This is a genomic window from Endobacter medicaginis, from assembly GCF_014192375.1.
GTDB lineage: Bacteria > Pseudomonadota > Alphaproteobacteria > Acetobacterales > Acetobacteraceae > Endobacter > Endobacter medicaginis.
In genome coordinates this window covers 16,463-38,539 of the sequence record NZ_JACHXV010000012.1, presented here as the reverse complement: position 1 = coordinate 38,539, position 22,077 = coordinate 16,463, and the positions used below count along the sequence as shown (strand labels likewise).

Below are 22,077 nucleotides of genomic sequence, written 5' to 3'. Positions count from 1 at the left end.
CCTTACAGCCGCCAGCCGGAATGGATCGCGACGATGCCGGCGCTCATGTTCTCGTAACTCACGCGTTCCAGCCCGGCCTCGCGCATCATCTCGGCGAGCACCTCCTGGCGGGGGAAGGTGCGGATGCTCTCGGCGAGATACTGGTAGCTCTCGGCATCGCCCGCGACAGCCGAGCCGAGCCGCGGCAGCACCTTGAACGACCAGGCGTCATAGACCGGCGCGAGGGCGGCGACCTGCACGGTGGAGAATTCGAGGCAGAAGAACCGCCCGCCCGGCCGCAGCACACGGCGCGCCTCGCGCAGCACGGCCAACTTGTCGGTGCAGTTGCGCAGGCCGAAAGCGATGGTGACGCGGTCGACGCTGGCCGACGGCAGCGGAAGTGCTTCCGCGTCGGCGACCAGGAAGCGCAGATCGCCGATCATCGCGCGCTCTGCGGCACGCTCGCGGCCGACCGAGAGCATCTGCGCGTTGATGTCGGACAGGATCGCCGGACCGCCGCCGGCGGCGAGCCAGCCGAAGCTGATATCGCCGGTACCTCCCGCGAGATCGAGCAGTTCGAGATGCGGGCGCGGCGCGAGCAGGGTCAGCAGACGGCGCTTCCAGACCCGGTGGATGCCGAGCGACATCAGGTCGTTCATGATGTCGTAGCGCCGTGCGACGCTGTCGAACACCGCGCGCACCATCGGCTTCTTCTCACCGCTCGGCACCTGCCGGTAGCCGAAGTCGACGGTGCCGGCCAGCTCGGGGTTGTTGGACGGGGGAGGGGCATTGGCGCTCATGTCCGGCCAGTCTATAGCCTGAACCCCAGCCATGCCGGAACTCCCCGAAGTCGAGACCACGATGCGCGGCATGGCCGGTCCGCTGCTGGGCCAGGTCATCGCCGATATCGAGCTCAGGCGCGCCGATCTGCGCTGGGCGATTCCGCCCGGTCTGGTCGCGGTGGCGAAGGGCGCGCGCGTCACCGGGCTGACCCGCCGCGGCAAGTACATCCTCATCCGGCTCGATCGCGGCGCGGGCCTGCTGCTGCATCTCGGCATGTCGGGGCGCATGGTGATCAGCGCGCCGGAGACGGCAGCCGGAGCGCACCCGCACGAGCATGTGGTGCTGCACACGGCGCATGGCTGGCGACTCGGGCTAGTCGATCCGCGCCGGTTCGGAGCCCTGGACCTGATCGAGCCGGAGGGCGGGGCGATCCACAGGCTGCTGGCCGCACTGGGGCCCGAGCCGCTGTCGGCGGACTTTACCGATGCGGTGCTGGCCGCAAGCCTGGCCGGCCGCCGCGCGCCGCTCAAGGCGCTCCTGCTCGACCAGAGGCTGATCGCGGGCCTGGGCAACATCTATGTGTGCGAGGCGCTGTTCGCGGCACGACTATCGCCGTTCCGCAGCGGCGCGTCGCTCGGCCCGCGCGAGATCGGCCGGCTGCGTCGCGCGATCGTGAGCGTGCTGACTGCCGCGGTAGCGGCGGGCGGGTCGTCGCTGCGCGACTACGTGCAGCCGAACGGCGAGCTGGGCTATTTCCAGGCCCAGTGGCAGGTCTACGGCCGCGAGGGTGAGCGCTGTTCGGCCTGCGGGGCGCGTTGCCCGGGCATCCGTCGCGAGACGCAGTCCGGGCGCAGCACCTTCTTCTGCGAGCGCGCCCAGCCTCACGGGTGAAAATGGTTGACTCAGGGGTCGCCGGGCTTCTAAAAGGCGCCCCTCTCGCCGTGGTGCCTGGCCCTGAGGGTCAGGAGACTGTCGGCCGCCTTGTATCGATCGCGCCTCACGGCGCTCCTCAGGACCGAAACGCAGAACACGCATGGCCAACACTGCTTCCGCGCGCAAGCGCATCCGTCAGACCGCCGTTCGCACCGAGCGCAATGCCGCCCGCAAGTCGCGCATGCGCACCTTCATCAAGAAGGTCGAGACCGCGATCGCCGGTGGCGACAAGGAGGCCGCCGTTGCCGCCCTGCGCGCGGCACAGCCCGAAATGCAGCGCGCCGCCGGCAAGGGTGTGGTGCATGCCAATACCGTGTCGCGCAAGGTCTCGCGCCTTTCGGCCCGCATCAAGGCGCTCGCCGGCGCCTGAAGGCCGGGTGCCGATGCCGCCGCGGCGGCTGCTCGGCCCCATCAGGAATGATCTAAACGAACGGACCGGGAGGTATCTCTCGGTCCGTTCTCGTTTGTAATGATTTTAAGCTGTTATTTCTCTTCTTTATTGCTCTGACGAGCATTGTCATTATTGACACGCCATTGGGGCCAGATTCCCGTTGCCTCCGAATGAGCGCTGGCCTACCATCCGAAGACGGTCGCGATTGAGCGGATCAGGGTATCGTCTTGCGGGCCTCCGGGATCGCGTTCGATGTCCAAATCGCTGAAAAGACACGCAATTTTTGGGTCGAACGTTTGATAAGAGGCTCCGGGACGTGAGTGATGCTGGTGCGTTCTGTCGAGTTCTGCGGTCGTTTGTCTGATCCGGTCTCGACCGCTTTTACTTAAGTCAAATTATTCCCTTTCAAGTCAGATTTGACTGACGTGCAGTTGCGCGGCGGGTTTTCTGTGTCTTGAGCATGAATGCTGGAAGTGGTGGGCGCGACGTGGTTGCCGGTAATCGTTTGATGACTTCTTCGCTCGCGGTCGATGACGGTCTCCACGACGACGGTACCTCCGGCTTCCTGCCGGGCGAGATCACCCGCGGCTGGGCGCGGGTGGCAGCGGCGCTGCCGGCGCGTGTCGGCGAGCGGGAATTCGAGACCTGGCTGCGCGCGCTGGCCCCCGGCGCCTGCGACGGCGACGAACTGACCCTGACGCTGCCCTCGCCGTTCCTCCGCGACTGGGTGCGCGGCCACCATGGCGATCTGATCGAAAGCCTGGTCCGCGCCGAGATGCCCGGGGTGGCCCGGGTGATCTTCGGTGTTGCGCCGAGGCCCGGCGGGGCGATCAGCGGCACCCGTCCGGCGGTCGCCGCCGCCAGCGAGGCGGCGATAGTGCAGGCCGCACCGTCGCAACAGCAGGCCGCGGCGACCCGCTCCGTCACCAACGACCTCGCAGCCCCGCTCGATGAGCGTTACACCTTCGACAGCTTCGTGGTCGGCAAGCCGAACGAGTTCGCCTATGCCTGTGCGCGCCGCGTCGCCGAGCGGCCCTCCAGCCCGGGGTTCAACCCGCTGTTCCTCTATGGCGGCGTCGGCCTGGGCAAGACGCATCTGATGCATGCGATCGGCGGCGAGCTGACCCGATCCGGCCGGGTGAGCGTGGCCTACATGTCGGCCGAGAAATTCATGTACCGCTTCATCGCCGCGATCCGCTCGCAATCGACCATGGAGTTCAAGGAACAGCTCCGTTCGGTCGACGTGCTGATGATCGACGACCTGCAGTTCCTGATCGGCAAGGAGAGCACCCAGGAGGAGTTCTTCCATACCTTCAATGCCCTGGTCGATGCCGGCAAGCAGATCGTGGTGTCTTCGGACAAGTCGCCCTCCGACCTGTCCGGCATCGAGGACCGGCTGCGCACCCGGCTGGGCTGCGGCATGGTCGCCGACGTGCATGCCACCACCTTCGAGCTGCGCATGGCGATCCTGTCGGCGAAGGCCAACTCGGCCCAGGTGAGCGTGCCGCCCAAGGTGATGGAATTCCTCGCCCACAAGATCACCACCAATGTCCGCGAGCTCGAAGGCGCGCTCAACCGGCTGATCGCACGCGCCAAGCTGGTCGGCGCGCCGATCAGCATCGAGACGGTGCCGGAAGTGCTGCACGACATCCTGCGCGCCCATGACCGTCGCCTGACGATCGAGGAGATCCAGAAGCGGGTGGCGGAGCATTTCCACATCCGACTGACGGAAATGACCTCGCAGCGTCGTGCGCGTGCGGTCGCCCGGCCGCGTCAGGTGGCGATGTATCTCGCCAAGCAGCTTACCGGCCGCTCGCTGCCGGAGATCGGCCGTCGCTTCGGCGATCGCGACCATACCACGGTGATGCACGCCGTGACCCGCGTGCAGCAGCTCATGGAAACCGACGCGACCTTCGCCGAGGATGTCGAGCTCCTGCGCCGCATGCTCGAAAGCTGAGCGTGAACGCGCCTGGAGCGGCCATCTGACCATTCCAGACGCGCTCAGGGGATCTGCTTTTGAAGGCGAAATGACCGCCGCTAGCCGACTCGCGGGGGTTCTGGTAGAAATCACGTCAAGGGAGTGCGGCCGGAATCGGTGTGGTCCGGCCATCGGGGCAGGTGAGATGAAGCTGAAGGTCGAACGCGGCACGCTGCTCAAGGCGCTCGCCCATGTCCAGAGCGTGGCCGAGAAGCGCAACACCATTCCCATCCTCGCCAACGTTGTGCTGTCGGCCCGCGATGCCGGCGCCGAAGGCGAGCTGGTGCTGACCGCGACCGACATGGAGATCGCGGTCCTCGAACGGATCAAGGCCGACATCGCCCGGCCAGGTGCCACCACCGTGCCGGCGGCGATGCTCCACGAGATCGTGCGCAAGCTGCCCGACGGCGCCACCGTGGAGCTGTCGCAGGCCGGCACCGATGCGCCGCTCGCACTCCGCGCCGGGCGCTTCGCCACCTCGATGAACGTGCTCGGCGTGGAGGACTTCCCGTCGATGTCCACCGGCACGCTGCCGCATCGCTTCGTCATCCAGGGGGCCGTGCTGCGCGCCCTCGTCGATCGGACCCGGTTTGCGATCAGCACCGAAGAGACGCGCTACTATCTCAACGGTATCTATCTGCATGTTGCTGCGGCGGATGCGAAATCGCTCGGGCAGGGGCCGATGCTGCGCGCGGTGGCGACGGACGGCCATCGCCTCGCCCGCGTCGAGACCGAACTCCCCGAGGGTGCGGCCGAGATGCCCGGCGTCATCATCCCGCGCAAGACCGTGCTCGAATTGCGCAAGCTGCTCGACGAGATCGAGGACGGCGTGACCGTCAGCCTGTCGGAAACCCGCATCCAGTTCGATGTCGGCGACATCACGCTGACCTCGAAGCTCATCGACGGCACCTTCCCCGAATACGAGCGCGTCATCCCGCGCGACAACGCCTCCATCCTGCGCGTCGGCAAGCGCGATTTCGCCGATGCCGTCAGCCGGGTCGCGGCGATCAGCCAGGAGCGCTCGCGCCCGGTGAAGCTTGCCCTGTCGAAGAACCTGCTGGTTCTGTCGGCCTCCAGCCCCGATCAGGGCACCGCCAGCGAGGAACTCGACGAGGGCCGCGCGCAGTATGACGCGACCCCGCTGGAAATCGGCTTCCAGGCCCGTTACCTCAACGATATCACCGACCAGATCGACAAGGATGTCGAGTTCGCCTTCTCCGACGGCAATGCGCCGACGCTGGTGCGTGACGCAGGCAATCCCTCGGCCCTGTATGTGCTGATGCCGATGCGCGTGTAGCGCCGCCTGCGGGGCTGCCCATGGCGGCCATGCAGCGTCTGAAGCGGTTGTCGCTGACTGATTTTCGCAATTATGCGCGGCTGGTCTGGACCGATCCGGAGCGGCTGGTGGTGCTGTCGGGCGAGAACGGCAGCGGCAAGACCAATCTGCTCGAGGCGGTGTCGCTGCTGGTGCCGGGGCGCGGGCTGCGGGGCGCGCGGGGCGGGCATCTGCTGCGCCAGCAGGCCGAGCCGGGCGCGCAGTGGGGCGTGGCGGCGGTCTTCGAGCAGGATGGGCAGGACTGGCGTCTGGGCACGGCAGGAGACCCGCAGCGCGCCGGCCGGCGGGTGTTCAGCCTCGATGGCGCCGCCCCGCGCAACCGCGACGAGGTCGCCGAGCGCCTCGCCGCAGTGTGGCTGACGCCGCAGATGGACCGGCTGTTCAGCGAAGGCGCGTCGGCGCGCCGCCGATTCCTCGACCGTCTGGTTCTCGCCCTCGAACCCGGCCATGCGCGCGAGGTTGCCGCCCACGACGCCGCGCTGGCCCAACGCAACCGGTTGCTGGGTGGCAGCGCTGTGCCCGATCCCGGCTGGCTGGATGCGCTGGAGGCCTCGATCGCGCGCCATGCGGTGGCGGTGACGGCCGCCCGCGCGGATCTGGTGCGGCGGCTCAATGCGGTGGCGTCGGACGCGGCTGGTCTCCTGCCCGGGATGGACGCTTTTCCCCGCCCGCGTCTCGCGCTGGTCTGCGCGATCGGCGAGCGGTTGCGTTCGGGCTCGGCGCTGGCCGTGGAGGACGCGCTCCGTGCAGGCCTCGCCTCGTCCCGGGCCGCCGATCGTGCGCAAGGCACCGCCTCGATCGGCGCGCATCGTTCGGACATGGCGCTTGTCGAGGCGGCGACGGGGACGGATGCCGCGCTGGCCAGCACCGGCCAGCAGAAGACGCTGCTGATCGGCGTGGTGCTGGCGCATGCGCGGGCGATCACCGCCCTGCGCGGGCTGCCGCCGCTGCTGCTGCTCGACGAGCCCATGGTGCATCTCGACGAACACCGCCGCGGTGCCCTGCTGGCGACCCTCGCAGCCCTGCCCGGCCCGGTGCTGGTCAGTGGCACCGATGCAGCGGTGTTCGACGCGTTGCGCGGACGCGCACAGTTCATTCGCGTCGCATCCGGCGAACTGACATCCTGACAACCTCGCGTCCGTGGCGTTTCTGCCTGAAAAAACAGGACGTTTTGGTTGCGTGCGGCTGGTGATTCGGTGATCGAGGGCCTATGTTGAAGCCCTCGCCCAACGGCTCTTGCGGAGTGTCCCCACCGAATGTCCGAACACCCTGTTCCCGACGACCAGAACGACGCCTACGACGCTGCGTCGATCTCGGTGCTGAAGGGGCTGGACGCGGTTCGCAAGCGTCCCGGCATGTATATCGGCGATACCGATGACGGCTCCGGCCTGCATCACATGGCCTTCGAGATCATCGACAACGCCGTCGACGAGGCGCAGGCCGGTCATGCCACCTACTGCCGCCTCACGCTCAATGGCGATGGCTCGGTCACGGTGCGCGACAACGGGCGCGGCATCCCCACCGACATGCACGCCGAGGAAGGCATCAGCGCCGCCGAGGTGGTGCTGACCAAGCTGCATGCCGGCGGCAAGTTCAACCAGAATTCCTACAAGGTGTCCGGCGGTCTGCATGGCGTGGGCGCGGCTGTGGTCAACGCGCTGTCGGAATGGATGGCGGTGCGGATCTGGCGCGAGGGGCGCGAGCACGTCATTCGCTTCGCGCATGGCGATACGGTCGCCCCGCTCGCGGTGGTCGGGTCGTCGAGCGAGGATCGCGGCACCGAGGTGTCGTTCCTGCCGAGCAAGGCGACTTTCACCCACACCGAATTCGATTTCGCCATCCTGGAACGGCGTCTTCGCGAACTCGCCTTCCTCAATTCCGGGCTCGAGATCGTGTTGCGCGACGAGCGCCACGCACCGGCGCGCGAGGAGCGTTTCCATTACGAGGGCGGCCTGGTCGCGTTCACCGAATGGCTCGATCGCGGCAAGACCTCGCTGATCACGCCGCCGATCTCGTCGGTCGGCATCGAGGGTCCTGGCGGCATCCGCGTCGAGTTCGCCGCTTCCTGGAACGACAGTTTCCACGAGACGATGCTGTGCTTCACCAACAACATCCCGCAGCGCGACGGCGGCTCGCATCTGGCCGGGTTCCGTCAGGCGCTGACGCGCATCGTCGGGCGTTATGTCGAGAGCACGTCCAACAAGAAGGACAATGCCGGCCTGACCGGCGAGGACATGCGCGAGGGGCTGACGGCGGTGCTGTCGGTCAAGGTGCCGGATCCGAAGTTCTCCAGCCAGACCAAGGACAAGCTGGTTTCCTCCGAAGTGCAGCCGGTGGTGCAGGCGGCGGTGGCGGATGCGATCGGCCACTGGTTCGAGACGCATCCGCGCGAGGCCAAGGTCATCACCCAGAAGGTGTGCGATGCGGCGGCCGCGCGCGAGGCGGCCCGAAAGGCGCGCGAACTGACCCGCCGCAAGGGCGTGCTGGACATCTCCTCTCTGCCCGGCAAGCTCGCCGACTGCCAGGAGCGCGATCCGGCGAAATCCGAGATCTTCCTCGTCGAGGGTGATTCCGCCGGCGGCACCGCCAAGCAGGGGCGCGACCGCCGCTTCCAGGCGATCCTGCCGCTCAAGGGCAAGATCCTCAATGTCGAACGCGCGCGCTTCGACCGCATGCTCGGCAGCGCGGAGATCGGCACGCTGATCACCGCACTCGGCACCGGCATCGGCCGCGGCGAGGCGGATCAGGGCGGCTTTACCGCCGACAAGCTGCGCTACCACCGCATCGTCATCATGACGGACGCCGATGTGGACGGCTCGCATATCCGCACGCTGCTGCTGACGTTCTTCTTCCGTCAGATGCCGGAGCTGATCGAGCGTGGCCATCTGTTCATCGCGCAGCCGCCGCTGTATCGCGCCAAGCGCGGCAATGACGAGAAATACCTCAAGAACGACGCCGCCCTCGAAGCCTACCTGCTCGACAAGGCGCTGCACAACGCGACGCTGACCCTGGCCGACGGACGGGTGCTGCGCGGCGACGAACTGACCGCCGAGATCGATCTGATGCGTGATTCGGCGCGTGCGCTGCGTCGCATGTCGGGGGTCGCGCCCCTGTGGCTGCTGGAGCAGGCCGCCCTGGCCGGTGTGCTGACCACCGATGTCGAGGCCGCACAGGCGCGGGTGCAGACGCTCGTTGCAAGACTCGATGCGGCCTCACCCGTGCCGGAACGCGGCTGGCTGGTCACGGCCGATCTCGATGGCATCAAGCTCGGCCGCACGGTTCGCGGGGTCGCCGAACGCTACACGCTGGACGCGGCGACGCTGCGCAGCGCGGATGCGCGCTTCCTCGCCGAGCGCACCGACAAGCTGCTCGCCGATTTCGGCGAGCTCGACCGTGGCGCGCTGCTCGATCTCGACGGCACCCAGGTCAAGGTCGCCGGTCCGGCGGCCGCGTTCGACCGTCTGCTGACCCTGGGCCGCAAGGGCCTCGCCATCCAGCGGTTCAAGGGTCTGGGCGAGATGAACGCCGATCAGCTCTGGTCCACCACGCTCGATCCCGCCACCCGCACCCTGCTTCAGGTCAAGGTCGGTGATGTCGAGAACGCCGCCCAGGTCTTCGCCACCCTGATGGGCGACGTGGTCGAGCCTCGGCGCGATTTCATCGTCGGCAATGCGCTCAAGGTCGCCAATCTCGACGTGTGATCGTTCCACCCGGCGCGCCGGGTTTTTCGCCTGCCTCGAGGGAAAGGATCGGCAGTCTGCCGCGTAGCTGCTCCTGAGGACGCAGGAAGCGGGGCGGGTATGGATTGGCTGCACGGGCTGGCGATTGGTTTTCTCGCCCTGGGTTGCGTATGCGCGGTCGGACTGGCCGTGGACGTTTCGAGGCGTCCGCAGCCGATGGCGATCATGAACGTTGTCTGGCCGGTCTGCGCGCTGTTTGGCGGGTTGTGGGTGTGCTGGCTGTATGGACGCAGCCGCGCGCCGGTGGGCGGGCACGGGTCGCATCACCATCATCACCAGGACGGTCCGAAGACGGGCGCGGCCTTCGCGCTCTCGGTCGCCAACGATACGCTGCATTGCGGGGCCGGATGCACACTCGGCGACATCATCGCCGAGTGGCTGGTGTTCGCCGTGCCGGCAGTCGCGGTGGCGTTCGGCTGGGGAAGCCTGTTCGGCGACCGGATCTTCGCCACCTGGGTGGTCGATTTCATCTTCGCCTACGCGTTCGGCGTGGTGTTTCAGTATTTCGCCATCGCGCCGATGCGCGGGTTGTCGTTCGGCCCCGGGCTATGGGCGGCGATCAAGGCCGATACGCTGTCCCTGATCGCCTGGCAGATCGGCATGTATGGCTGCATGGCCGTTGCACGGTTCCGGGTCTTTCCCGCTCTCGGCCTGAGCCTGCACACCGATAGCGTCGAATTCTGGTTCGTCATGCAGTGTGCGATGACCTGCGGCTATATCACGTCCTACCCGATGAACTGGTTCCTGGTCAGGCTTGGCATCAAGGACGGGATGTAGCCTGCGTCGCCGGCGCGCCAGCAGCAGCCGGCTGCACAGGGCCGCGAAGATCGCCCCCATCACGCCGATCACGATGTTGCCCGACAGCGCCGAACTGATGACGAACTCGGTCAGCGCGAAGCACAGGGTTTCAACCAGGTTCCTGCGCGGTATGAGCAGCGGGCGTTTCAGCCGACCGCGCGGTGCTGGGCGGCGAGGCGCGAGTTGCGCAGGCCGTAGATCAGATACATCGCCACGCCAAGGATGGCGTAGCCGGCGAGCAGGCAGAACGGCACCGGATTGCCGTGGAACAGGCTGCGGATCATGTCGGCGATCAGCGGCGCAAGCATCACGCCGCACATCACCAGCCCGATCACTGGCACGATGCCGATCCAGAAGCCGCGGATACGCACCCCCCCGAACGGCACCCTGAACGGACGATGCACGTCGGGCATCGCGTTGCGGTGCCAGATCACGCTGAGGCAGACGATGGCGAAGGCGAGGGTGGTGCCGATGCTGACCAGGTCCGACAGGATGTCGATCGGCAGCAGGGCGGCCAGTACCATCATGCATCCGCCCAGCAGGATGGTGCCCTTCCAGGGCGTGGCGAAGCGGGGATGGAGGTCGCTGAACAGCTTCGGCATCAGCCCGTCGCGCGAGATGGTGTAGAAGATGCGTGTCTGCCCATAGGCCATCACCAGCAGTACCGAACACAGCCCGCACACCGCACCGATCTTGACGATCATCGCCAGCCCCGGCCGGTGCATCGCATTGACCGCGATCGCCAGCGGATCGGCGACGTTGAGGTCGCGGTACGAGACAAGCCCGGTCAGCACCAGGGCAACGATGACGTAGAGCAGCGTGCAGACCACCAGCGCGCCGATGATGCCGATCGGCACGTCGCGCTTCGGCGTCCGCGCTTCCGCACTCGCGGTGGAGACCGCCTCGAACCCGCAATAGGCGAAGAACAGCACCGAAGCCGCGCGGAAGATGCCCGCGACCCCGAAGCGGAAACCACCCTCGTTGGCCGGGATGAACGGGTGCCACAGCGCGGTATCGACCCAGGAGAGGCCGAAGGCGACGAACAGCAGCAGCACCGAGACCTTGATGACCACGATCACCGCGGTGACGGTCGCCGATTCCGAGATGCCGCGGATCAGGATCGCGCCGGCGACAGCAATGGCGAGGGCTGCGGGGATGTCGATGCCCTGGCCGATGATGAGATGGATGCCATGCGCGGTCGGCTCGGCCTGGATGGTGGGTGTGATCCAGAAGGCGGGAATGATGATGCCGAAATCCTTCAGCAGCGAGGCGCCGTAGCCGGCCAGACCGGTGGCGACCGCAGCCCCTGACACACCGTATTCGAGCAGCATCAGCCAGCCCACCGTCCAGGCGCCGAGCTCACCGATCACCGTGTAGGCATAGGTGTAGGCGGAGCCGGCCACCGGCATCACCGAGGCGAGTTCCGCGTAGCACAGGCCGACGAACACGCAGGCGAAGGAGGCGATGAGGAACGACATCACCACCGCCGGACCCGCATACATCGCCGCCGCCGAGCCGGTCATGACATAGACGCCGGCGCCGATCGTGGCACCGATGCCGAGCATCACCAGATGCACGGGGCCGAGCTTGCGGCGGAGATTCTGGCTGGCGGATTCCTGTTCGACCTGGACCGCGGTCTTGCGCAGCAGCAGACGGTGGGGCGCCTTGGCAGGAGCGGCGGGAACGGTCACGGTCTGGTCCATGGCGCATCCTATCGCGAAATGCCGCGCCATGCGATAGACGCGATGCAGGCTCGCGGCGCAGGTATGGCAACCTCCGGCTGGTGCGGCGTCCAGTCAGACGCACCCTTGCGCGGATGACGCGATGCGTCATGCTATCGTGTAACCGATTGCAACAGTGAACGGACCATCCGCTTGATCCTGCCCAAAGAAGCCAAGCTGTACCACACGCTCCACTATATCGGCTGGGCGATCGTGGTGCTGTTCGCCTGGGATGTGGTGGTGACCATTTCCTACGTCTATCTCGGCGCGAGCTGGCTCGAGTTGCCCAGCCTGCCGCTGCCGCTGCTGGGCACCGTGCTGGTTCTGTTCCTATCGTTCCGCAACACCACCGCCTACGCGCGCTGGTGGGAGGCGCGGACGCTATGGGGGGCGACGATCAATGCCTCACGCAGCTTCGCGCGCGAGGCACTGACACTGCTCGACGATGCGAGCGGGCTCGAGGAACGCGCTTTGGTCCAGGCGCTGGTGCGCCGACAGATCGCGTTCGCGCATGCCTTGCGCAACCATCTGCGCAAGCTCAAGGAGTACGACGACATCGACCGTTTCCTGCCGCCCGACGAGGCGCAGCGGATGCGCCATGTCGCCAACGTGCCGAATGCGATCCTCGACGGTTCGGCCAAGCTGGTGGCCGAGGCGCGTGCGCGGGGCTGGACCGACAGCATGCGCATGCACCGCATCGAATCCACCATGGTCGACCTCTCCAACGCGCAAGGGGGCATGGAGCGGATCAAGAACACCCCGTTGCCGGCCCAGTACGGCTTCCTGCCATGGATCTTCACCCAGATCTTCTGCCTGCTGCTGCCGGTCGGCTTCGTCGACTCGCTGCGGCTCTACACCCCGCTCGCCTCCACCGTGGTCGGCTTCATGGTGATCGGCGTGATGCAGATCGGCGATGACCTCCAGGACCCGTTCGAGAACCGGGAGAACGACGTGCCGATGACGGCGATGTGCCGCACCATCGAGATCGACCTGCTGCAGGCGATGGGAGAAAAGGACGTCCCCGCGCCACTTCAGCCGGTCAAGGGCGTTCTGTGGTGAGATACTCACAAGAACCGGACCGCAAACGCCCATGCTCACCGTCCATCACCTGAACAATTCGCGCTCCCAGCGCGTGCTCTGGCTGCTGGAGGAGCTTGGCGTCCCCTATGAGCTGGTGCGCTACCAGCGCGGGCCCGACCAGCGCGCGCCGGCGGAGCTGCGCAAGGTGCATCCGCTCGGCCTGTCGCCGGTGCTGACCGATGGCGAAGGGCTGGTGCTGGCCGAGACCGGTGCGATCGTCACCTGGCTGCTGCACCGGTTCGATCCGGAGCATCGCTTTTCCATCGCTCCCGACAGCCCGGCCTGGCCGGATTATCTCTACTGGATGTTCGCTTCCGAAGGCACGGTGATGCCGCCGCTGGTGATGAGCCTGGTGATGTCGGTTACGGCGAAACAGGCCCCGTTCTTCATCCGTCCCGTGGCCGGCGCCATCCGCAAGGGGCTGGAGGCGAAGTTCTACGGCCCCAAGATCCGGGACAATTTCGCCTACGCCGAAAGCGCTGTCGCCAAGGGCGGCTGGTTCGCCGGCGAGGCGTTCGGGGCCGCCGACGTGATGATGAGCTTCCCGGTCGAGGCGGCGAAATCTCGGGTCGGACTGTCGGACTTCCCCGCCCTGCGCGGCTGGCTCGATCGCATCCAGGCGCGTCCGGCCTATCAGGCGGCTCTCGCCCGCGGCGGCAAATACGACTACGCCTGAAGGCTGAAGTCGTCACCCGCCCATTACCGGACCACGAGGAGACACGATGCTGCGCCCTCTTTCTGCCGCCACGCTGGCGGCCGGGCTCGCCTTGCTGCCGATCCGCCCTGCGGTCGCTGCCCCGGGAGCGACCGGCAATTTCAAGCTGACCTACAACGTCTATGCACATGGGCTGCGGGCCATGCAGATGGTCGCACAGCTCCGTCTGACGCCGTCCGGCTATTCGATCGTGCTGTCGTACCACACCACCGGCATCGCCAACATGATCAACCGCAGCGAGGTGGTCAGCCAGGCGACCGGCCGGTTCGACGGCGCGCGCGTGGTGCCGGACCGCTTCGACAGCCAGGGCTATACACGCGGTGCGCAGCGCCACTCCGAGCTGGTCTATCACGACGGCGACCCGCAGGTGGTGTTGCAGACCCCAGCCGAGCTGGACCGCGACCCGATCGCGGCCGAGGCGACGCGCGGCAGCATCGATACGCTCTCGGCGGTGGTGTTGATGCTGCATGGCGTGCTGGACGGGCATGGCTGCGCCGAGCAGGCGACGGTGTTCGACGGGCTGCGGCTGTCGAAGGTGGTCGCGACCGATGCCGGCCAGGTGCAGGTCGAGAGCACCGACCGCTCGCCCTATGCAGGCCCCGCGCAGCGCTGCGACTTCGTCGCCAACCAGGTCGGCGGCATCCTGCATGACGACGACGAGGCGAAATCCCGCCGCCCGATGCACGGCACCGCCTCGATCGCGGTGCCGCAGGGCAGCGCGGTGAATGTGCCGGTGCCGATCCGCGGCGGATTCGAGAACCCGATGCTCGGCTACGGCAACCTGTTCCTCGTCAAGGCCGAGCCGCTCGACTGAGCTCAGCCGGCCTGCGGGCCGCCGCCGTGATAGCCCTCGCGCCGGGCGTAGGCCTGCAGGAAGGCGCGCTTCTGCGCATCGGACAGGTCGTGCCAGTACTGGCTGCCTGACAGTCCTGCGGCGGCGGCGATCTGCTTCTGCATGCCGGCGGTGTCGTTGTTGTCCGCCGCGGGCGACCACACCGAGACGATATGGTCGAGCGTGCCGCCGATGCGGTCGAAGCGCGAGGCGGCAGCGGCGAACCCGGTCTGCGCGCTGTCGAATACCGCGAAGCCGCCATCATCGGTGGTGGAGCCGAAACGGCGCGTGGTCGCCCCCGAACGCATGTCGAGCGGGTTGTTGTCGCGGTCGGGGTGGTTGCGCCCCGCACCCGGCATGACGGATGGCTTCGCCGATGGTAGCCGGGCGGGCGGTCCCTTCGATGTCTCCGCCGGGCGCGGTGCCTCGTGCAGCCTGATCTCGACCGGCAGCCGGATGGTGTCGGCACCGAAGCCGATCGACGGCTCGGTCGTACGCCCGCCTTCGACGGGGCGGAAACGGAAGGCGATCCGGCTGTCGCGCAAACTGGGCTCCTTGGGTCGGGATGCGCAGTTTAGCTGTCTCCAACGCGGTCGGACTTCGTTACATTGTGACGATGCTGCGCCTCCTTCTCCTCCTCATCGTCCCGGTCTCACTGGCCCTGGCCTGGTTTCAGGCACCCCCTGTGTGGGTGTTCGCTGCCGGCGCGGTGGCGACCGCCGTGCTGGCCGACCGGGTGCGCGAGGCGACGGAGCATCTGGCCGAGCGGGTCGGCGGCGCGCTCGGCTCGCTGCTCAATGTCTCGTTCGGCAGCATCGCCGAACTGCTGCTCGCCCTGTTCGTGCTGACGGGCGGCCAGGCGGCGGTGGTGCAGGCGCAGGTCACCGGCTCGATCATCGGCACCGGGCTGCTGGGTCTCGGCATGGCGATGCTGGCCGGCGGAATCGGGCGCGAGAAGCAGCTCTTCAACCGCGACGCGATCGGCCTGCTGTCGACGATGCTGACCGTGGTGCTGATCGCGCTGCTGCTGCCGGCGGTGTTCGACGCGACGCAGCGCGCGGCGGTGGCCAGGCCGATCGTGGCGATCGCCGACGAGCATCTTTCGCTCGGTGTCGCGGTGGTGCTGATCGCGCTGTATCTGATCAATCTCGTCTACACACTCGTCACCCATCGCCGGGTGTTTACCGCCGCCAAGGACGGCGAGGAGACGGGCGAGGGTGGAACGACGCAGGGCTGGAGCGTCGCACGCTCGCTCACCGTGCTGGTGGTGGTCACCGCGGTTGTCGCGCTCGAGGCCGAGCTTGTCTCGCGCTCGCTCGAACAGACGGCGGAGTTGCTGCATCTGTCGTCGATGTTCCTCGGCGTGGTGGTGCTCGCGCTGGTCGGCACGGCGGCGGATCTGTTCGCCGCGATCGTGTTCGCGCGCGACGATCGCATGACGATGGTGTTCAACATCTGCATCGGCTCGGCGATCCAGATGGCGATGGTGGTCGCCCCGATTCTGGTGCTGGTGTCGTGGCTGATCGGCACGCCGATGAACCTGGTGTTCGGCAATCCGCTCGACCTGCTGGCCATCGGCGGCACCGCCTTCGTGGTGCGCGCGGTGACCGCCGATGGCGAGACCACCTGGTATGAGGGCGTGCTGCTGATCGGGCTGTATGCGCTCCTCGCCATGGCGTTCTTCTTCGCCGCCGGGTGATGACGTTTCGATGAAACATTGTCCGGCCTCGTTGAGGTCGGACAACGATGGCTCTACGCAGCGCGGGTTTGCGAACGAACCTGAGGCTCGAGATGTTTCGCCGGAAATTGATGCTGCGTCGCGTGCTGCTGGCGGCGAGTGCCTTGTCGCTCGGCGGCATCGCCCATGCCGATGACGCCAACAGCAGGAAGGCGAAGCCGACCACGAAGGAGAGCAGCGATTCGATCGTCGTGCTCGCGCATCGCACCTCGCGTTCGGCGGTGACGATCTCGGGCGCGGAGATGCAGAAGCTGCTGCCCGGCATCAATCCGCTCAAGGCCCTGGAGACGCTGCCCGGCGTGGTTTATCAGACCGCCGATCCGTGGGGGAACAACGAGCAGAACATCACGCTCTACATCCACGGCTTCAACCAGCAGCAGCTCGGCTACACGCTCGACGGCGTGCCGCTGGGCGATCAGAACTACGGCAACTACAACGGTCTTTCGCCACAGCGCGCGGTGATCAGCGAGAATGTCGGGCAGGTGACGCTGTCGTCGGGCGCGGGCGATCTCGCCACCGCCTCGACCTCGAATCTCGGCGGCACCATCGACACGTTCACCTCAGATCCGAAACACCGCTTCGGCGGCACGATCGGCCAGAGTTTCGGCTCGTTCAGCACCTTTCGCACCTATGCGCGCATCGACAGCGGCGATTTCGGCAATGGCAACACGGCGTATGTGTCCTTTGCGCGGCAGGATGCGCGGGCATGGGATTTCGCCGGCCACCAGGGCGGCTATCAGGTGAACGCCAAGTTCGTCCATGATGCGGGCAACGATCGCCTGGTGGGCTATTTCGACTGGTCCGACAAGGTCGAGCCGAACGAGGACAGCACCGTGCATGTCGCCGGCGAGAAGAGCGCGCCCTATGTGCGACCGTTCCTCTATCCCGATTTCAACGCCGCGCTGAACTATCTCTCCGCCACCGGTGCCACACCTGCCGCGGCCGGGTCGAACTATCGCAACTACTATTCCGACGCGCAGCGCACCGATTATCTCGGCTACCTGAAATGGACGCATCGGTTCTCCGACCATCTGCACTGGTCGAACCAGATCTACTACCACCACGATGACGGCGCGGGCGTGGTCGCGGGTCCGATCACGGCGGCCGGTCTGCCGGCGCTGTTCAACGTGTATTTCCCCGGTCAGAACCTCAAGCAGATCTTCGGCGGCTCGGGCTACGCGACACGCACCACCGAATACCTCATCAATCGCGGCGGCTATCTGACCGCGCTCGACTGGACGGCCGGACGCAACACGATCGAGATCGGCGCTTGGGTCGAGCACAACGAATCCTCGCAGTTCCGCCGCTGGTATCCGCTATTCGCAAACGACCCGTCGACGCCGTACGAGCGTCCGACGGGCCCGCTGATCACCCAGTATGGCAGCCAGATCGCCACCACCGAATTCCAGACCCATATCGACGACCGCATCCAGGTGACGAAGACCATCGTCGCCACGGCGGGGCTGAAGAGCTCGATGCAGTTCGCCGACGGCCAGGTCCCGGTGCAGCCGAAACTCGGCTCGCTGGTCGGCTCCACCGGCCTGCTGCCGGTGGGCTCGATCGACACCACCGAGGCGTTCCTGCCGGAATTCGGCCTGACCTGGAACGTCACCCATGGCGAGCAGCTGTTTGCCAACATCCAGCGCAATGCGCGCCAGTTCATGACCTATGGTGCCGGCGGGCTGTCGCCCTGGAGCCTCGGCAGCCAGGCGGCGTTCGACCTGTTCAAGCAGACCGGCAAGCCCGAGACCTCATGGACCTACGAAGCCGGGCTGCGTTCGCAGCATCGTCTCGATCTGGGCTGGCTGACCGGTTTCGAGGGCCAGGCGGAGTATTACCACGTCGATTTCTCCAACCGCCTGCTCAGCATCAGCGCCACCCCGGTGATCTCCTCGATCGTCGGCGGTGCGGCGATCATCGCCAATGTCGGGTCCGTCACCACCGACGGCGTCGACCTCGCCGGCACGCTGCATTTCGGCCCGCATCTGTCGGTCTATGACGCGATTTCCTACAACAATTCGCGCTACGACAATGACTACACCTCCGGCACCGCCCTGGTGCCGACCGCCGGCAAGAAGGTTCCGGGCAGCCCGGAATGGATGAACAAGAGCGTGATCTCCGCCAACTGGGGCGATTTCGACGCCCAGCTCACCGGCGACTACGTCGGCAAGCGCTACGCCACCTACACCAACGATCTCTCGGTCAAGAGCTTCTTCCTGCTCGGCCTGCAGGCGGGGTACCGCATCGAGCTGCCGCGCGCGCAGACGTTCCTGCACGACATCTATCTGCAGGGAAACATCACCAATCTCAACAACCAGCGCGGCGTGTCGACGGTGGTGGTCGGCGCGGCGTCGGGGACCTACAACACCTTCCCGATCGCGCCGCGGATGTACTTCCTCACCGTGACCGCGCATTTCTGAGGAGAACGCCATGAAGTTCACCAGACGCGGGCTGATGGGCTCTGCGCTCGCCGCCTCGATGGTCGGCCGCGCCGCCGCCGAACCGGTGGTGGGGCGCGACCGTGCCGCAGACGGCAAACCGCTGGTGATCGGCCATCGTGGTGCTCCGGCGCTGCGGCCCGAACACACGCTGGCCTCCTACGCCAAGGCGATCGCCGACGGGGCGGATTTCGTCGAGCCCGATCTGGTGCCGACGAAGGACGGTGTGCTGGTCGCACGCCACGAGAGCAACATCGCCGACACCACCGATGTTGCGGGCCGGCCGGAATTCGCCGCGCGTCGCGCCACGCGCACCATTGATGGCAAGACCCAGACCGGCTGGTTCACGGTCGACTTCACCCTCGCCGAACTCAAGACGCTGCGCGCGAAGGAGCGACTGCCGAAGATACGGCCGCAGAACACCGTCTATGACGGGCAATTCCAGATCCCGACCTTCGAGGAGATCATCGACTTCGTCGCCGCCGAATCCGCCACCCGGGGCAGGCCGATCGGGCTGATCCCGGAGCTCAAATCGGTGCGCGATTTCCGCGCCCTCGGCCTGCCCACCGAGCAGCGCTTCGTCGATGTCATCTCCGCCCACAGCTACACGCAGACCGCGCCGGTCGAGCTGCAGTGCTTCTATGCCGAGGGCCTGCGCCACGTCCGCGACATCCTCGGGCACAGCCGCCGCAACCTGCGCTTCATGCAGCTCATGGGTGAGGCTCACGACATCACGATCCCCGGTCAGCCAGGTACGTTCGGCGAGATGATGACACCCGCCGGCCTGCGCGAGGTTGCCTCCTATGCCGACATCATCGGCCCCTCCACCCGCTCGGTGATCCCGCTCGGCCCCGACCAGCGCCTCGCCGCGCCGACCGCCCTGGTGAGCGATGCGCACGCCGCCGGGCTGGCGGTGCATGTGTACACATTCCGTCCGGAAAACGTCTTTCTCGCCGCCGATTTCCGCAACGATTCCGGCCCTGCGGCACGCAATCCGGAGGGCTCGATCGCCGAGATCCGGCGCTATCTCGCGACCGGCATCGACGGGTTCTTCACCGACGATCCCGCCCTGGGTCGCGCAGCACTCGCCTGAGCACTCATCGGGTCGACCAGAAGTCCCGTTGCAAGGCCAACGTCTCGGCCTCGATCTCCGGGAACGGGCCCTCGAGGGTGATGGGCTTCTGGCCATGCGCGAACACGGTGGCCGATGGCAGGCTCATCGTCGGGTTCTCGGGGTGGTCGCCCGTGCATTCGAGCAGCCGTTTCTCGCTCATCCCGTAGACCACGCGGCCGATATTGGCCCAGTAGATGGTGCCCGCGCACATGCAGCAGGGCTCGACGGCGGTATACAGCGTGCAGTCCCACAGCACCTCCGCCGGCCAGTTGCTCGCCGCGATGCGCGCAAGCGTCGATTCCGCGTGGTTGACGGTATCGATGTTGCACTGGGTCATCAGCACCGTGCGGCGGTCCGGCCCGACCAGCACGGCACCGAACGGATGATGGCCGAGGGTCGTGGCACGCCTGCCGACCTCGTTCGACAGGCGCAGGAAGTCGAGATCGGTGGTCCGGTCAGTCAAGGCGTGGTGATCCTTTCCGGTTCAGGAGCGCGTTGAGCAGGACAGCGGCCAGGCCGCCGAGGAAGATGCCGCTGTCGAGGATCAGTCGCATCGCGTCTGGCATCGCGTCGAACAGCCGTGGCAGCGACATCGGCAGCACGCCGACGCCGATCGAGACGGCGATGACCAGCATGTTGGCATCGCGGTCGAGATCGACCTCGCGCAACTGCCGGATACCGGCGGCCAGCGTCATGCCGAACATCAGGATACCGGCGCCGCCCAGCACCGGGCGCGGGATTGCGGCCACGATCGCACCGAGCTTCGGGAACAGCCCGAGCCCGATCAGGATCAGCCCGGCGGCCACCAGCACCGAGCGTCGCGCGACGCCGGTGAGCATCATCAGCCCGGCATTCTGCGAGAACGCATTGTAGGGGAAGCTGTTGAGGCAGCCGCCGAGCACGCTCGCCAGCCCGTCGGCGCGCAGGCTGTCGGCCAGCCTCAGCGGCGTGGTCTCGCGACCCAGCAGCCGATCGATCAGCAGCACGTTGCCGGTGGTCTCCGTCATCACGACCAGCATGCCGAGGCAGGCGACGAGGACCGGCACGGCGGCGAAGCGGGGTGGGCCGAAGGCGAAGGGTGTGGCGAGACCGATCCAGGCCGCGTCGCCGACGGCGGAGAAATCGCACAGCCCGCACGCGAGTGCTGCCAGCGTGCCGGCGATCATGCCGGACAGGATGCTGAAGCTGCGCAGGATGCCGCGCGTGAGGCAATGCAGGGCGAGGGTGGCGAAGCCGAGGGCGAGATTGGCCGGCGCGCCGAATCCGGGTGCTGCCGGATTGCCGCCGCCGATCCACAGCGCCGCCGCCGGCATCAGCGAGATGCCGATGATGGTGATCACGCAGCCGATCACCAGCGGCGGGAAGAACCGCAGCAGGCGGCCGAACAGCGGGGCGGCGAGGATGGTGAACAGGCCGCAGGCGATCGCCGAGCCGAACACGGTCGGCAGCCCGTAGCGCTGGCCGATCAGCACCAGTGGCGACAACATGACGAACGAGCAGCCTTGGATCAGCGGCAGCCGCCCGCCGAAACGCCACAGGCCGAGCGTCTGCAGCAGGGTGGCGAGGCCCGAGGTCAGCAGGCTGGCATCGACCAGAAGCGCCGTCTGGCCGCCGGTCAGGCCAATCATCGAGGCGACGATCAGCGGCACCGCGACGGTGCCGGCATACATCACCATCACATGCTGGAGCCCCAGCGAGACGATGCGCGCCGGCGGCAGAGGGGCGGCTTGCGGCGGCGTCATGCTCCGAGCAGGCGGGCGGCGTGCTCGGGCAGGTCGGCCACCCGTGTCGCCACGGCATCGGCCGCCGCACCCATCGCCGCCGTGCCGTAGCCCCAGCTGGCGAAGATCGACGGCACGTGGGCGGCGGCGGCGGCGGCGATGTCGTTGTGGTGATCGCCGATCATCACCGCCCGGCCGAGCGCGCCTTCGGCGGCGGCGATGGTGGCGACAAGGTGGCCGGGGGCGGGCTTGCGGCTGGTGAAGCTGTCGCCGCCGCCGATCGCGGCGAAATAGGCCCGCAGGCCCAGCGACTCGAGCAAGGTGCGGGCGGCGGCGTGCGGCTTGTTGGTGCAGACCGCCAGCCGCCAGCCGCGGCGCGCGCAGGCCTCCAGCATGTCGGGAATGCCCTCGAAGGGGCGTGTCCGGACCGCGGTGGCCGCACCATAGATCGCGAGGTAGTCCGTCACATCGGTCGGGGTCGCCACACGCCCGTCATGCGTCATGGCGCGCGCGACCAGAGCGCCGACGCCGTCGCCGACCATCGGCCGCACGATATCGGCGTCGAGTGCGGGCAGCCCGGCCCGCGCCGGCAGCCTGTTCAGCACGGCGGTGAGGTCGTCGAGCGAGTCGACCAGGGTGCCGTCGAGGTCGAAGACCAGCAGGGGCGGTGGGCTGAACGGACTGGAGGGCATGGGGGGCGTAACCATCGGCAATCGAACTTGATCGTAGGCCGGCTGCTGGCCATTTGACAGCGCAGGGGCCCGGCCGTAGGCCGATGAG

19 protein-coding genes are annotated in these 22,077 nt (G+C 67.2%); 13 read left to right on the top strand and 6 right to left on the bottom strand.

Annotation, left to right across the window (positions count from 1 at the left end):
- Positions 1–2: 2 nt before the first annotated feature.
- The gene (locus FHR90_RS13365) at positions 3–779 is read right to left on the bottom strand and encodes a class I SAM-dependent methyltransferase (RefSeq protein ID WP_176625249.1); all 777 of its coding nucleotides are present in this window, start codon (positions 777–779) and stop codon (positions 3–5) included.
- Positions 780–810: 31 nt separating this feature from the next.
- Here FHR90_RS13365 and mutM point away from each other — a divergent pair, with 31 nt between their 5' ends.
- The 7 genes from mutM (at position 811) to FHR90_RS13330 (ending at position 9,917) form a co-directional block, all read left to right on the top strand.
- Positions 811–1,653, top strand: a complete 843-nt coding sequence (gene mutM, locus FHR90_RS13360; protein WP_176625251.1) for a bifunctional DNA-formamidopyrimidine glycosylase/DNA-(apurinic or apyrimidinic site) lyase — start codon at positions 811–813, stop codon at positions 1,651–1,653.
- A 142-nt stretch (positions 1,654–1,795) separates the two neighbouring features.
- Positions 1,796–2,065 (top strand): 30S ribosomal protein S20, encoded by a 270-nt coding sequence (gene rpsT, locus FHR90_RS13355; RefSeq protein WP_176625253.1) that lies wholly within the window; start codon positions 1,796–1,798, stop codon positions 2,063–2,065.
- A 481-nt stretch (positions 2,066–2,546) separates the two neighbouring features.
- Complete coding sequence (gene dnaA, locus FHR90_RS13350) at positions 2,547–4,043, top strand: chromosomal replication initiator protein DnaA (RefSeq protein WP_408871437.1); 1,497 nt, start codon at positions 2,547–2,549, stop codon at positions 4,041–4,043.
- Between the two features lie 166 nt (positions 4,044–4,209).
- A complete protein-coding gene (dnaN, locus tag FHR90_RS13345) occupies positions 4,210–5,361 on the top strand; it encodes a DNA polymerase III subunit beta (protein WP_176625734.1) in 1,152 nt (383 codons plus the stop codon).
- A gap of 29 nt (positions 5,362–5,390) precedes the next feature.
- Complete coding sequence (recF, locus tag FHR90_RS13340; RefSeq protein ID WP_183275379.1) at positions 5,391–6,527, top strand: DNA replication/repair protein RecF; 1,137 nt, start codon at positions 5,391–5,393, stop codon at positions 6,525–6,527.
- A gap of 129 nt (positions 6,528–6,656) precedes the next feature.
- Positions 6,657–9,101, top strand: coding sequence for a DNA topoisomerase (ATP-hydrolyzing) subunit B (gene gyrB, locus FHR90_RS13335; RefSeq protein WP_176621838.1), 2,445 nt, complete (start codon positions 6,657–6,659; stop codon positions 9,099–9,101).
- 204 nt (positions 9,102–9,305) lie between these two features.
- On the top strand, positions 9,306–9,917 hold the full coding sequence (locus FHR90_RS13330) for a DUF4396 domain-containing protein (protein ID WP_246330271.1): 612 nt from the start codon (positions 9,306–9,308) through the stop codon (positions 9,915–9,917).
- Positions 9,918–10,084: 167 nt separating this feature from the next.
- On the opposite strand, the gene FHR90_RS13325 is transcribed toward FHR90_RS13330, so the two are convergent.
- On the bottom strand, positions 10,085–11,641 hold the full coding sequence (locus tag FHR90_RS13325; RefSeq protein ID WP_176621840.1) for an amino acid permease: 1,557 nt from the start codon (positions 11,639–11,641) through the stop codon (positions 10,085–10,087).
- Between the two features lie 171 nt (positions 11,642–11,812).
- Between FHR90_RS13325 and FHR90_RS13320 the strand changes: the two genes are divergently transcribed.
- The 3 genes from FHR90_RS13320 to FHR90_RS13310 are packed head-to-tail and all read left to right on the top strand — an operon-like array spanning position 11,813 to position 14,268.
- Positions 11,813–12,718, top strand: a complete 906-nt coding sequence (locus tag FHR90_RS13320; RefSeq protein WP_176621841.1) for a bestrophin family protein — start codon at positions 11,813–11,815, stop codon at positions 12,716–12,718.
- Positions 12,719–12,749: 31 nt separating this feature from the next.
- Positions 12,750–13,415, top strand: a complete 666-nt coding sequence (locus FHR90_RS13315) for a glutathione S-transferase family protein (protein WP_176621842.1) — start codon at positions 12,750–12,752, stop codon at positions 13,413–13,415.
- Between the two features lie 46 nt (positions 13,416–13,461).
- Complete coding sequence (locus FHR90_RS13310; protein WP_176621843.1) at positions 13,462–14,268, top strand: DUF3108 domain-containing protein; 807 nt, start codon at positions 13,462–13,464, stop codon at positions 14,266–14,268.
- A gap of 2 nt (positions 14,269–14,270) precedes the next feature.
- On the opposite strand, the gene FHR90_RS13305 is transcribed toward FHR90_RS13310, so the two are convergent.
- Complete coding sequence (locus tag FHR90_RS13305; RefSeq protein WP_176621844.1) at positions 14,271–14,831, bottom strand: hypothetical protein; 561 nt, start codon at positions 14,829–14,831, stop codon at positions 14,271–14,273.
- A 71-nt stretch (positions 14,832–14,902) separates the two neighbouring features.
- Between FHR90_RS13305 and cax the strand changes: the two genes are divergently transcribed.
- The 3 genes from cax to FHR90_RS13290 all read left to right on the top strand — a co-directional run bounded on the left by cax (position 14,903) and on the right by FHR90_RS13290 (position 19,555).
- The gene (gene cax, locus FHR90_RS13300) at positions 14,903–15,985 is read left to right on the top strand and encodes a calcium/proton exchanger (protein ID WP_176621845.1); all 1,083 of its coding nucleotides are present in this window, start codon (positions 14,903–14,905) and stop codon (positions 15,983–15,985) included.
- Between the two features lie 92 nt (positions 15,986–16,077).
- Entirely contained in the window at positions 16,078–18,444 is a 2,367-nt protein-coding gene (locus tag FHR90_RS13295; RefSeq protein ID WP_176621846.1) for a TonB-dependent receptor, read from the top strand.
- Positions 18,445–18,454: 10 nt separating this feature from the next.
- Positions 18,455–19,555 (top strand): glycerophosphodiester phosphodiesterase, encoded by a 1,101-nt coding sequence (locus tag FHR90_RS13290; RefSeq protein WP_176621847.1) that lies wholly within the window; start codon positions 18,455–18,457, stop codon positions 19,553–19,555.
- A gap of 4 nt (positions 19,556–19,559) precedes the next feature.
- Here FHR90_RS13290 and FHR90_RS13285 read toward each other — a convergent pair whose 3' ends face one another.
- From FHR90_RS13285 to FHR90_RS13275, 3 genes are read right to left on the bottom strand one after another with little or no spacing between them, the layout of a single operon-like run.
- Positions 19,560–20,039, bottom strand: a complete 480-nt coding sequence (locus tag FHR90_RS13285; protein ID WP_176621848.1) for a nucleoside deaminase — start codon at positions 20,037–20,039, stop codon at positions 19,560–19,562.
- Positions 20,032–21,318: a nucleobase:cation symporter-2 family protein gene (locus FHR90_RS13280; RefSeq protein WP_176621849.1), complete on the bottom strand. Its 1,287-nt coding sequence runs from the start codon at positions 21,316–21,318 to the stop codon at positions 20,032–20,034. The genes FHR90_RS13285 and FHR90_RS13280 overlap by 8 nt, the downstream gene beginning before the upstream one ends.
- A complete protein-coding gene (locus FHR90_RS13275; RefSeq protein WP_176621854.1) occupies positions 21,315–21,989 on the bottom strand; it encodes an HAD family hydrolase in 675 nt (224 codons plus the stop codon). Before FHR90_RS13275 ends, FHR90_RS13280 begins: the two co-directional genes overlap by 4 nt.
- Positions 21,990–22,077 lie beyond the last annotated feature (88 nt).